The 12,180-nt window shown below is 36.2% G+C and carries 11 protein-coding genes; 4 read left to right on the top strand and 7 right to left on the bottom strand.

Translation table 11 applies throughout. The annotated features are described in order from the left end of the window. Window positions 1–1,093: hypothetical protein (locus ABJI11_RS01755; protein ID WP_348348855.1), on the bottom strand; the 1,093-nt coding region annotated here is incomplete at its 3' end. Between the two features lie 210 nt (window positions 1,094–1,303). Here ABJI11_RS01755 and ABJI11_RS01750 point away from each other — a divergent pair. The 4 genes from ABJI11_RS01750 to ABJI11_RS01735 all read left to right on the top strand — a co-directional run bounded on the left by ABJI11_RS01750 (window position 1,304) and on the right by ABJI11_RS01735 (window position 7,018). Next, the gene (locus ABJI11_RS01750) at window positions 1,304–1,681 is read left to right on the top strand and encodes a hypothetical protein (RefSeq protein ID WP_348348853.1); all 378 of its coding nucleotides are present in this window, start codon (window positions 1,304–1,306) and stop codon (window positions 1,679–1,681) included. 195 nt (window positions 1,682–1,876) lie between these two features. Continuing rightward, window positions 1,877–4,372, top strand: coding sequence for a heavy metal translocating P-type ATPase (locus tag ABJI11_RS01745; protein WP_348348852.1), 2,496 nt, complete (start codon window positions 1,877–1,879; stop codon window positions 4,370–4,372). A 16-nt stretch (window positions 4,373–4,388) separates the two neighbouring features. Beyond that, on the top strand, window positions 4,389–6,626 hold the full coding sequence (locus tag ABJI11_RS01740) for a TonB-dependent receptor (protein ID WP_348348850.1): 2,238 nt from the start codon (window positions 4,389–4,391) through the stop codon (window positions 6,624–6,626). 23 nt (window positions 6,627–6,649) lie between these two features. After that, entirely contained in the window at window positions 6,650–7,018 is a 369-nt protein-coding gene (locus ABJI11_RS01735; protein WP_276493660.1) for a metal transporter, read from the top strand. A 249-nt stretch (window positions 7,019–7,267) separates the two neighbouring features. Here ABJI11_RS01735 and groL read toward each other — a convergent pair whose 3' ends face one another. From groL to ABJI11_RS01705, 6 genes are all read right to left on the bottom strand, one after another. Beyond that, entirely contained in the window at window positions 7,268–8,902 is a 1,635-nt protein-coding gene (gene groL, locus ABJI11_RS01730) for a chaperonin GroEL (protein WP_348348848.1), read from the bottom strand. A 118-nt stretch (window positions 8,903–9,020) separates the two neighbouring features. Next, window positions 9,021–9,299 (bottom strand): co-chaperone GroES, encoded by a 279-nt coding sequence (locus tag ABJI11_RS01725; protein ID WP_036156781.1) that lies wholly within the window; start codon window positions 9,297–9,299, stop codon window positions 9,021–9,023. Between the two features lie 143 nt (window positions 9,300–9,442). Then, on the bottom strand, window positions 9,443–9,802 hold the full coding sequence (secG, locus tag ABJI11_RS01720; RefSeq protein WP_276493662.1) for a preprotein translocase subunit SecG: 360 nt from the start codon (window positions 9,800–9,802) through the stop codon (window positions 9,443–9,445). A gap of 6 nt (window positions 9,803–9,808) precedes the next feature. Next, entirely contained in the window at window positions 9,809–10,933 is a 1,125-nt protein-coding gene (locus ABJI11_RS01715) for a hypothetical protein (protein WP_348348846.1), read from the bottom strand. 5 nt (window positions 10,934–10,938) lie between these two features. Next, a complete protein-coding gene (locus tag ABJI11_RS01710; protein WP_348348844.1) occupies window positions 10,939–11,460 on the bottom strand; it encodes an LptE family protein in 522 nt (173 codons plus the stop codon). A 21-nt stretch (window positions 11,461–11,481) separates the two neighbouring features. Beyond that, the coding region (locus ABJI11_RS01705; RefSeq protein WP_348348842.1) for a helix-turn-helix domain-containing protein at window positions 11,482–12,180 on the bottom strand (699 nt) is incomplete at its 5' end.

The following is a 12,180-nucleotide window of genomic DNA, read 5'->3' as shown; positions in this document are numbered from 1 at the left end:
GAATCTTAACATCGAATTCAATAAAATCGTTATTGTTGAAACCAGCTTCGATAGCGGTAACTTTAATTAAACCTTTCTTACCATAGTTGTCAACGAACTCAATAACATCACCTACGCTAAGGTTGGTTATTTTTTGTGAACTTGAGCTAGCAATAAAATCTAATTCACCATTTAAGGTGATAGCATCAAAAGCAGCAACATCTATAGTTGCAGAAGTTGAAAAGAACATTTGGTTCAATGTTTCTGTTGCAGCATTTTCTTCATCTGCACCAGGCTCTAATCCTTCTACAGGAAATCCAAAAGAAGCATCATATTGTTCTGTTGAAGCAAAAGAAGCATTGTCATCTGCAGAATCACCAGAAGCGCCATAGTAATATCCAAAATCCCAGAAAGCTCTAAATTCAGGTCCTACATTAATTTTATAAACGGTTTCATTTAATAGTGAGAAGAATGTTTCCGTGTTACCATTTACATCTGGAGCAAAAAGTTTAATGTCTGTAAATTCTCTAACTGCAGCAACTGGGTTGGTACCTGTACCTACGGTTACCGTAATTTGACCTACACCTAACGCCAATCTTTTTTCGCTGTCCCTAAAGTCACCTTTACCGGTAGTTGTCCAAAAAGAGTATACAATTTCTCCGTTTTCAATATCCGGAACAGGAAGTGGAAAAGAAAAATCGATTTCTTTCTTAGTGGCACCATCTAAATCTATAGAGCCATCAGCTTTTAAAGCTTTAGTTAAGTCGTCGCTTACCAAATCAAAAGAGCTAAAAGGCATTTCTCCTTGTCCTAAATAGTTTTGTGTAATGTACATTCTACGTTGCGTTGTAGCGTCAGATGTAAAAATAACTCTACCTGTAACGTTAGTACCTGCTTCACCACTTGCAGATGCCGTTGTTATGTTTGAAGAAGGAACAGCTTCGTTAAAAACTATTGTTGCCACTTCTGGCTCGTCAGAGTCATCAGTACCATCTTCTCCTGCGGTGTCATCTGGTAATGGAGTGTCAAAAATTGACCCGTCGTCAGAACTACAACTGCCTATAAGTAGGGCAATGGTGCATATTAAGAAGACCTGTTTAATTTGTTTTTTCATGATTTTTAATTTTGATGATTAGTGTTTATTGATTGCTATTTGTTAATGTGTTAACTCTTTTAACTTAATTTTTTTTAGAATCGTATATTTTGTAAGATATTTCTTTAACGAAAAATTTCGTTAAAGAAATGCAGTAAACATACTCGGCTATTCAATATTTTGTAATTTTACAATGTGAAACAATTGCTACATAAACTTTTTTCGGTTTTCATGGCAATGCTATTGTTACTGTCTACTATATCTTGGACGGTAGAAAAGCATTTGTGCATGGGGCGTGTTATGGATGTAGCTTTGTTTAATCATGCCGAAGATTGTGGAATGAAGGCTGGTTTGGCTTTGTTGGAAGATGCGCCTTCGGTTAAAAAACATTGTTGTGCTGATGAGGCTTTTACCATGCAAGGTCAAGATGATTTGACGCGCGATTTTTCAAAATTCGATTTTTCACAACAGGTATTTCTGGTTTCTTTTACAAATGCATACTTAGATTTATTTAAAGATTCCGTTGAAAATAATATTCCTTTTAATTCATATCCGCCACCAACACTGGCTGAGGATTTGAATATTCTACACCAAGTTTTCTTGATTTGATTTTAGCACTGCCTACCGGCTTTAGTTCGTAAATGCAGTTTAATCAAAAACTACTTTTATTCAGTATTCCTTTTCTTTAATTCTATTGTAAACTATAAATAGCTTTTAAAAGTTTTAGTTGCGATTATAGATTTTTGAAAAAAAACAAGAAAGTAGAGACAGTTCTGAGTAACTGTTAGAAATTATAATCTCATAATGAAACATACATATACTATAAGTGGTATGACCTGCAATGGCTGCAGATCTCATGTAGAGCACACTTTATCTACTGTAGAGGGAGTGTCTAATGCCGCAGTGAATTTAGAGAAAGCAGAAGCGGTTTTAGAGATGGACAAAGAATTGTCATTGAAGAAGTTGCAGGGTGTTATGAAAGCAGATGGTGGTCATTATTCTATTCATGAGTTAGGAGGGCAACAGCACAAAGAGGTAAAACCTAAGAAAGTAGAAAATGGCAATGGTACTTTTTATTGCCCTATGCACTGCGAAGGAGATAAAACTTATACAGCGCCTGGCGATTGTCCGGTTTGTGGTATGGATTTGGTTGAAGAGGCAAGTGCCTCGGCTCATAGGGGTCAAGAATATACGTGCCCAATGCATCCAGAGGTAGTTAGTGATGAACCTGGAGATTGCCCTATTTGCGGTATGGATTTGGTTCCAAAACAAGCTGATGTTTCTGCAGAAGAGAAAAGTTATTATAAGCTTTTAAAAAAGTTTGAAATAGCTGTCGCTTTTACATTGCCCATTTTTATTATAGCAATGTCAGAAATGATTCCTAATAATCCACTGCAAAACATATTAAGCTTAAGGTCTTGGAATTGGGTGCAGTTTGCATTATCAATTCCTGTGGTGTTTTATGCAACTTGGATGTTCTTTGAGCGTGCTTATCGCTCTGTAAAAACATGGAATTTAAATATGTTTACCTTAATCGGTATTGGTGCGGGGGTGGCGTGGTTGTTTAGTTTTTTCGCTATTCTGGTGCCAGATTTTTTTCCTGCGCAGTTTAAGACAGATCAAGGTACGGTTCACGTATATTTTGAGGCAACTACGGTTATATTAACTCTAGTCTTGTTTGGGCAGTTATTAGAGGCTCGTGCACATAGTAAAACTAATTCTGCGGTAAAAGAACTTCTTAAGCTAGCTCCAAATAAAGCAATTCGTATTGTGGATGGGAAAGAGGAAACAATTGCAATAGATGACATAATAAAAGGTGATTTACTTCGCGTAAAACCAGGAGATAGAATACCTGTTGATGGTATTGTGCAAGAGGGCGAAAGCATGGTTGATGAATCTATGATTACAGGTGAACCGGTTCCGGTAGAAAAAGTAATCGGTGATACAGTAAGCGCGGGTACTATAAATGGTAAGCGGTCTTTTGTAATGGTTGCGGAAAAAGTGGGTACAGATACCTTGTTGTCACAAATCATAGAAATGGTGAACAAGGCTAGTCGTAGTCAGGCGCCTATTCAGAAATTGGCGGATAAAATATCAAGTTATTTTGTTCCTGTCGTTGTCTTTATTTCTGTTGTCACTTTTGTGGTATGGGTCATTTTTGGACCAGAACCTGCTTATGTATATGCTTTGGTAAATGCTATTGCTGTGTTGATAATTGCATGTCCATGTGCTTTAGGTTTGGCTACGCCAATGTCCGTTATGGTGGGTGTTGGTAAAGGTGCGCAATCTGGTGTGCTGATAAAGAATGCAGAAGCTTTAGAGCGAATGGATAAAATTGACACGCTAATTGTAGATAAGACCGGTACCATTACAGAAGGGAAACCATCGGTAGAAAAGGTGGGTAGTATTTCTGAGATTCAACAAGAAAAGGTTCTAGAATATATTGTTTCATTAAATCAGCAAAGTGAGCATCCCTTGGCAGATGCAACTGTAAAGTATGGAAAGGCGAATAATGTAAATGTGTTAAAAGTTGAAGATTTTAATTCGGTTACAGGAATGGGCGTCACTGGTAAAATAAATGGTGAGTCTATAGCCTTGGGTAACGAGAAGATGATGAATGAAGCTCAAGTATCCATTTTAGATAGTTTAAAGGCAGATGTAGTTTCTCAACAAAAACTTGGAAAAACAGTTTCTTACTTGGCAATTGGTGATAAGGCAGTTGGTTTCGTTGCAATTGGAGATAAAATTAAAGAGACCAGTAAAAAAGCTATTGAAGAGCTACAGAAAGCCGGTATTGCGGTGATAATGCTTACCGGAGACAATCATGATACAGCAAAAGCGGTAGCGGAGCAATTAAGTCTAGCAGATTTTAAGGCGGGTATGCTTCCGCAGGATAAATTGGCTGAAGTAGAACTTTTACAATCTGAAGGAAGAAAGGTAGCTGTTGCGGGAGACGGCATTAACGATGCACCTGCTTTGGCAAAAAGCGATGTGGGTATTGCCATGGGTACGGGAACGGATGTTGCAATTGAAAGTGCTGCAATTACTCTTGTTAAAGGGGATTTACATGGAATTGTAAAAGCATATAACCTTAGTAATGCGGTTATGAAGAATATAAAACAAAATTTATTTTTCGCATTAATATATAATTCGGTGGGTATACCAATTGCGGCGGGAGTGCTGTATCCTGTTTTCGGGATGTTGCTTTCGCCTATGATAGCCGCTTTGGCTATGAGTTTTAGTTCTGTTTCGGTCATTGCAAATGCATTACGACTACGAACAGTAAATATTGATAAATAAAATTGAATAAAAATAAATGAACAAATATATAATAGTAATACTAATGACTTTGCTGTCTGGACTTGCTTTTTCGCAAGAGAAAGTAGAGGGTGTAGTGCTGGATTCTGAAGGTGCAAATGCCTTGAGTCTCTCAGGGGCAAATGTTTACTGGCAAGATTCTCAAACGGGAGTAGTTACAGATTTTGATGGTAAGTTTTCAATTCCATATTTAAAGGAATTCAATAGATTGATTATAAGTTATGTAGGTTTTGAGTCAGATACATTGACGGTAAATGAACCTAAAAATTTAAGAATTAGTTTAAAACCATCCAATGAGTTAGATGAGGTAGTGGTTCAGCAAGAGCGAGATGCTATTCAGAAGACATATTTTAGTCCGCAGAATGTTATCACGGTCAATAGTGCAGAGCTGTTGAAAGCAGCATGCTGTAATTTGGCAGAGAGTTTTGAAACCAATCCTGCGATTGATGTGAATTTGTCTGATGGGTTAACGGGTACAAAGCAAATACAGATGTTGGGTTTGACCAGTCCATATTTATTGATTACCCAAGAGAATATTCCTATGGTGCGTGGTGCATCACAGGCATATGGCTTAAGTTTTACTCCAGGAACATGGATAGAGAGTATTCAGATTACCAAAGGCGCGGGTAGCGTTGTTAATGGATATGAAAGTATATCTGGACAAATAAATACTGAGCTAGTGAAACCATTAACGGATAATGCGGTTTTTGTAAACGGTTATGCTAACCAAAACGGGCGTTATGAGTTGAATACACATTTCAACAGAAAGCTAACGGATAAGTGGAGTACAGGATTGTATATACATGGAAACAAACGGACGCAGATAGAAGATGATAATGAAGACGGATTTTTAGATGCGCCGTTAGGGGAGCAGTTAAATGTAATGAACCGTTGGCAATATCAAGATGCTGAAAAAGGATTTGTTAGCTTCTTTAATGTTCGTTTTTTAAATGACGAAAAGCAAGTGGGGCAAGTTGATTTTGATCCGGATACGGATAAGTTTACGACCAATGCATGGGGAAGTGAGATTAATACCCGCAGGTTTGATACGTCATTGAAACTAGGTTATGTATTTCCTGAATTACCTTTTCAGAGTTTAGGTTTTCAAACTTCTTACAGTTATCATAAGCAAGATTCTTATTTTGGTTTTAGAACTTATGATATCAATCATGAGAGCTTGTATAGTAATCTTATATTCAATTCAATCATAGGCGATACTAGAAACAAGTTTAAAACCGGAATTACTTTTGCGTATGATGGTTACGATGAAATGGTGACGGCTACAGATTATTCTCGTGTAGATAATTCTGTTGGTGCCTTTTTTGAATATAGTTATGAAAACTTGGAAAAAGTAAGTCTAACGGCAGGTATACGAGTAGATAATCATAACAGATTAGGAACTTTTGTAACACCTAGATTTCATATTAGGTACACCCCTTGGGAGAAAGGAAGTTTGAGAGGATCGTTTGGTCGAGGAAAAAGAGCTGCGAATATATTCGCTGAAAATCAATCATTATTTGCATCTGCCAGAACTATCAATATTGATGATGCAGGTGGTAGCGTGTATGGTTTAGATCCAGAAGATGCTTGGAATTACGGAGTAAGTTTTTTGCAAGGGTTTAATTTCTTGAATAAAAAAGGAGATATTTCGTTAGATTATTACATTACAGATTTTAGAAATCAGATTGTAGTAGATTGGGAAAATCCACAAGAAGTTTCGTTCTATAATCTAGATGGAGATAGTAGTGCTAAAAGTTTTCAGATAGAATTGAACTATGAGCTTTTAACACGATTGAACTTTAGAACATCCTATAAGTTTTATGATGTGTCTACAGATTACAAGAGTGGTAGTTTGCAAAAGCCTTTACTAGCTCAAGATAGGTTTTTTATTAATTTAGGGTATGAAACAGAAGCTAAGGAAAATGGTTCACAGTGGAAGTTTGATTATACCTTGCACAGCATGGGAAAAAAACGGTTGCCAGATACCAGTAGTAATCCTGTTGAATATCAGCTAGCGGAGTTTTCTTCGCCATATAACCATATGAACGCTCAGATAACAAAAGTGTTTTCAAAGAATATAGAGGTTTATTTGGGAGCAGAAAACCTATCTGATATACAGCAAAGCAATCCGGTATTAGGTGCTAATGATCCGTTTGGTCCAAATTTTGATACAACAATAGTGTTTGCGCCAATAATGGGAAGAATGTTCTATGGCGGATTCAGATTTAAAATTTAAACATAACAATTAATATACTAAGAATGAAAACAACAATTTTATCAGTAGCTATGATGCTAATTGCGGTACTTACCTATGCGCAAGACAAGAACAAAAAAATGACTTTTGATGTAAATGGTAAATGTGCTATGTGTAAAGAGCGTATTGAGGAAGCTGCATTGAACGTTAAAGGAGTAAAGTATGCCAATTGGAGTATACCAACGCATCAGTTGGATATTATTATGGATGAAAGAAAAACCGATGCAATGAAAATTAAAATGGCTATCGTTGAAGTAGGTCATGATACTAAAGAACTAAAAGCAACAGATGAGGCTTATAATAGTGTTCATCCTTGTTGTTTATATAGGGAAGATAATTCTGATGATGGACAACATCATGGAAACAAGCAGTAATTTGATTTTGTAGTATGCTATAATAAAAGCACAAGGAACTTAACTAGAAAACCTGCTTTTTAATAGTCAGGTTGTAGCTTTATTAGTTAATACTGTTTGAAAGACAAAACCACCTTCTTCATATTCAGAAGGTGGTTTTTTTGTTGCTTATTTTTGAAATAAAAAAAACCGCTCTTGATATTTCAAGAGCGGTTTTAAATAATATAAACTGTAAGAACAAGCTAATGATTGCCTGTCGACGCTGTCGATTTACATCATGCCTGGCATACCGCCACCGCCGCCCATAGGAGGCATTGCCGGAGCATCTTCTTTAATGTCTGTTAAAGCACATTCAGTAGTTAAGATCATACCAGAAACAGATGCTGCATTTTCCAATGCTACTCTAGTTACTTTCTTAGGATCGATAATACCGGCTTTCATCATTTCAACATACTTTTCAGATTTAGCATCGTAACCGTAGTCACCTTTACCTTCAAGTATTTTTGCGATAACTACAGAACCTTCACCACCAGCGTTAGAAACGATAGTTCTTAAAGGAGCTTCAATAGCACGGGCAACAATCTGTAAACCTGTACCTTCATCTTCATTTTCAGTAGTAACTTTTGCAAGAACAGATTTTGCTCTAACTAAAGCAACACCACCACCAGCAACAATACCTTCTTCAACGGCAGCTCTTGTAGCGTGTAATGCATCATCAACACGATCTTTTTTCTCTTTCATTTCAACTTCAGAAGCTGCGCCTACGTAAAGAACTGCAACACCACCGGCTAATTTAGCCAAACGCTCTTGAAGTTTTTCTTTGTCATAGTCAGACGTCGTAGTCTCAATTTGAGATTTGATCTGGTTAACTCTTGTTTTTATGTCTTTAGCAACACCACCGCCGTTAACAACAGTAGTATTGTCTTTGTCTATCTGTACTTTTTCACAAGTACCTAACATGTCTAAAGTAGTGTTATCTAAAGAGAAACCTCTTTCTTCAGAAATAACGGTACCACCAGTTAAGATTGCGATATCTTCTAACATTGCTTTTCTACGGTCACCAAAACCTGGAGCCTTAACAGCAGCAATTTTTAAAGAACCTCTTAATTTGTTTACTACCAATGTAGCCAATGCTTCACCATCAACATCTTCAGCAATAATCAATAATGGTTTACCTGACTGAGCAACTGGCTCTAATACAGGAAGTAAATCTTTCATTGAAGAGATTTTCTTGTCAAATAACAAGATGTATGGGCTTTCTAATTCAGAAACCATCTTTTCAGAATCGGTTACGAAATATGGAGAAAGGTAACCTCTGTCAAACTGCATACCTTCAACTACGTCAACGTAAGTATCGGTACCTTTAGCTTCTTCAACGGTGATAACACCTTCTTTACCAACTTTACCGAAAGCTTGAGCGATTAAATCACCAATAGTTTCGTCGTTGTTAGCAGAGATAGAAGCAACTTGCTTAATTTTCTCAGAAGAATCACCTACTTTTTTAGCTTGTTTAGCTAAATCTGCAACGATAGCTTCTACAGCTTTGTCGATACCTCTTTTTAAATCCATTGGGTTTGCACCTGCAGCAACGTTTTTCAAACCTTCTTTTACGATAGCTTGTGCAAGTACAGTTGCGGTAGTAGTACCGTCACCTGCAAGGTCATTGGTTTTAGAAGCAACTTCTTTCACCATTTGTGCGCCCATGTTTTCTAATGGGTTCTCTAATTCAATTTCTTTTGCAACGGTAACACCATCTTTAGTTACTTGTGGAGCACCAAATGATTTGCTGATGATAACGTTTCTACCTTTTGGTCCTAATGTTACTTTTACAGCATTTGCCAATGCGTCAACACCTCTTTTAAGGCCGTCTCTTGCATCTATATCAAACTTAATATCTTTTGCCATCTTTAATTTTATTTTGATTTATGACTTTTTACACTGGGTATAAAGTCAAGAAGATTATTAATTTTTAAATAAAAACTTATAGGCTAATGGCTAAAAGCCAGCAGCCAATTGCTAGTTATTAGATAATAGCAAGAATATCACTTTCTCTCATCATCAAATAATCGGTACCTTCTAATTTTAATTCAGTACCAGCATACTTTCCGTAAAGAACTGTATCACCAACTTTAACGGTAACACTGTCATCTTTTGTTCCAGGACCTACGGCAACAACTTTACCTTTCTGAGGTTTCTCTTTTGCGGTATCAGGAATATATAGTCCAGATGCAGTTTTAGTTTCAGCTGCCATTGGCTCGATAAGAACTCGGTCTGCCAATGGTTTGATATTAACTTTAGCCATAATTATTAATTTTTAAAATTGATTTTTAGTTTCGTGGGTATGCAAAGGCAGAAATTATGCCATTGCCTATTTCCTGACAAATTGTAAACAAAAAATGCCAGCTTATGACAAGCTGGCATTTAAAATATATTGTAGTAGTATTTTTATAAACTATCCGACGGTGTAGCCTCGTTAGTTACAGGTGGTGTTACTGTTTCTGGCAGAGCTTCTGGCACTACGGTTTCAATATCATCACCTTGTAATAATTTTGAATCTGCATCACCAAAGTTACCTTTAAGGGCAACGTTAGATGCTAAGATTAAAACTATTAACAAACCTGCAAGGGTCCAAGTACTTTTATCTAAAAAGTCACCTGTTTTTTTAACTCCACCAACAACTTGGTTACCTCCTCCACCAAAAGAAGAAGAAAGTCCGCCACCTTTTGGATTTTGTACCATGATCACTAATACTAGCAATAAGCAAACAACAATGATAAGTATTAGGAAAATTGAAAATGTACTCATTCTAAATTATTTATTATCTTTTCGTAATTTTTCTACCGTCTTAATTCGGTCTGCAAAGAAACTACTTTTTTCTGGATATTTCAAACTTAAAATTTTGTAAGCTTGAATTGCATTTTTATACTTTTTTTGTTCCAGGTAAACCCTCGCTAAAGTCTCTGTCATCAGCTCGTTATGGTCAATTTTAGAAGAGCTTGAGATATCTATGATCGCACTTTGTTCTGTCGGTACAATTTTAGGGTTAGAAGCTATAAACTTATCTATACGGTCGTATTTCTTTTTAATTGCTTCACTTTTAACCTTGGGTTCTCTAATTGGTTTTGGGGTAACTTTCTGTTCTTGTGCCTTAGAGATGGTTTTTTCAATTTTGCTTTCTTTTACCTCAGCTTGGAGCTCAATAATTTCTTCATGAACTTCTTCAGCAATATTATCTTCAGATTTTTCTAAAGGTTTCTTTGATGCGAGACTAAGCCATTCAGAAAAAGAATATTTTTCTTTAGCATCAAAAGTTAATGGTTTGCCTATGTCAAGAGCATTTTCATCTTCGGTATTGGCAGGATTTTTAGATTGAAATAATGCTGGGTCTAGAATTTTGTCGGCATCTTCTTCGTTTTGTGGTAATGGTTTATCGTCGGATGGAGCTATAAGAGAGGCAGTGGTAGCTGCGACAATAATATCTGATGCATCAGGTTCTAAAGTTTCAATTTCTTGAACTTCTACTTCTTCGGTAGATTCATCTGGTGTACTTACTTCTTCTGTTGTAATAGGAGATTCTTCATTTTCAGCAATTTCAATTTGGTCTGCCGTAGGTGTTTCTTCGACCTCCTCTATTATTTCAATTTCTTTGCTTTCTTCAATTTCGGCAATGGTACTTTTGGTAGGGTCAAATTGTAAGAAATCTTTAGATGTTATAAATTCAAAAAGAACATCTCTATCTGTAGTATATGCTGCAGTTACTTTAAGCGCTTTGTTGTATTTATAGCTATTTAGATTTTTTAATCCTTTTAAGTGTAATGCTCGTGCAGCTTGAAAATAAGGATATTCGTCAATAATATCTTCTAGATGTTTTGTATGTATGGGTTCTACCACTTTGGTAGGATGTTCTAGAAAATATGTAAAGTCCTTAACGTTCATGTAATTTACCAATCTGCCAATGAGGCGTTGAAAATATCTTGTGTCAATCGTTCAAAAATGATTTCATGAGCTTCACTCTTAATGGTCGCTAATTGTGTGTCAGCATCATAATCATAGAAGAAAGAAAAACTTTGGTCAAAAGCTGCGTCTTCTTTTAGCTGATTGTAAAAGCGTACTTTAACTCTAATAGACAGTCTGTTCTGTGCTGCTGTTTGTGCCGCAGTTGCAGACATAGGTGAAATTTTATATTCGGTTATTTCACCTTCATATAATAGATCGGGATTACCGGTACTTATTAGTTCTAGACTCGTCTGATTTTGAATTCTGTCCTGTAAGGCCAAAGTGAAATCCCTATCAACCCCTGGTTCAAAAGTAGAACCGGGACTCTGTGTAGCGTAATTCTGAAAATAATTTACTTTAAAGGTTTTGGCTTCACCTACATTACCACCGGTAAAATTATATACACCACAACTTAGTAGTAAGATTATGGGTAGTGTGTATAGTAAAGATTTTTTAAGGTATTTCATTGAATTGAGATTCGTTTTAGATTAAAGGTCGTACTGTTTTATTTTGCGATAAAGTGTTCGTTCAGAAATACCTAATTCTGTTGCTGCAGCCTTTCTTTTTCCGCGGTTACGTTCTAAAGATTTTTTAATCAACTCTACTTCCTTCTCCTGTAAAGATAGGGTTTCTTCTTCTTGAATTTCTTCGGCAAAATGATATTTGTCCTCGTAAGATTCTTGAATAATAGAAGCTTCTTCTTGTTTGGGTTCAGGTAGGTGCAATAGATTCATAGAAGAATCTTCTTGTGCTTCATGTTCAATATCGACGTCTTCTTCATCATCGTTACCGTAAATTTTACGGATCAAGTTTTCATTGTCTTTTTGAACCTTTTCAGAATCATTGTTTTTTAAGAGCTCCATCGTCAACTTTTTAAGATCGTTGAGGTCTCCTTTCATGTCAAACAATACCTTATATAAAATTTCTCTTTCGTTACTAAAATCACTCTCAGATTTAGTGTTTGAGACTACGGCAGGTAAATTGCTTGTAGTGTTATGGGGTAGGTAACCGTTCAAAGTTGCAGCTGTAATAGCTCTATTTTCCTCTAAAACAGAAACCTGCTCAGCAATATTTCTTAATTGTCTAATATTACCCGGCCATCTATATTTTGTCAATAACGATACGGCATGCTCATCTAGTCTAATAGTGGGCATTTTGTATTTCTGACTAAAATCTGAAGCAAATTT

The sequence above is a fragment of the Maribacter sp. genome (genome assembly GCF_039968975.1).
In the GTDB taxonomy this organism is placed as follows: Bacteria; Bacteroidota; Bacteroidia; order Flavobacteriales; family Flavobacteriaceae; genus Maribacter.
This window is presented reverse-complemented; position numbering and strand designations above follow the sequence as displayed.

Coding starts and splice junctions, on each gene's coding strand:
- ABJI11_RS01750 (WP_348348853.1), top strand. CDS start 1,304: ATGGCAATGCTATTGTTACTGTCTACTATATCTTGGACGGTAGAAAAG.
- ABJI11_RS01745 (WP_348348852.1), top strand. CDS start 1,877: ATGAAACATACATATACTATAAGTGGTATGACCTGCAATGGCTGCAGA.
- ABJI11_RS01740 (WP_348348850.1), top strand. CDS start 4,389: ATGAACAAATATATAATAGTAATACTAATGACTTTGCTGTCTGGACTT.
- ABJI11_RS01735 (WP_276493660.1), top strand. CDS start 6,650: ATGAAAACAACAATTTTATCAGTAGCTATGATGCTAATTGCGGTACTT.
- groL (WP_348348848.1), bottom strand. CDS start 8,902: ATGGCAAAAGATATTAAGTTTGATATAGATGCAAGAGACGGCCTTAAA.
- ABJI11_RS01725 (WP_036156781.1), bottom strand. CDS start 9,299: ATGGCTAAAGTTAATATCAAACCATTGGCAGACCGAGTTCTTATCGAG.
- secG (WP_276493662.1), bottom strand. CDS start 9,802: ATGAGTACATTTTCAATTTTCCTAATACTTATCATTGTTGTTTGCTTA.
- ABJI11_RS01715 (WP_348348846.1), bottom strand. CDS start 10,933: ATGAACGTTAAGGACTTTACATATTTTCTAGAACATCCTACCAAAGTG.
- ABJI11_RS01710 (WP_348348844.1), bottom strand. CDS start 11,460: ATGAAATACCTTAAAAAATCTTTACTATACACACTACCCATAATCTTA.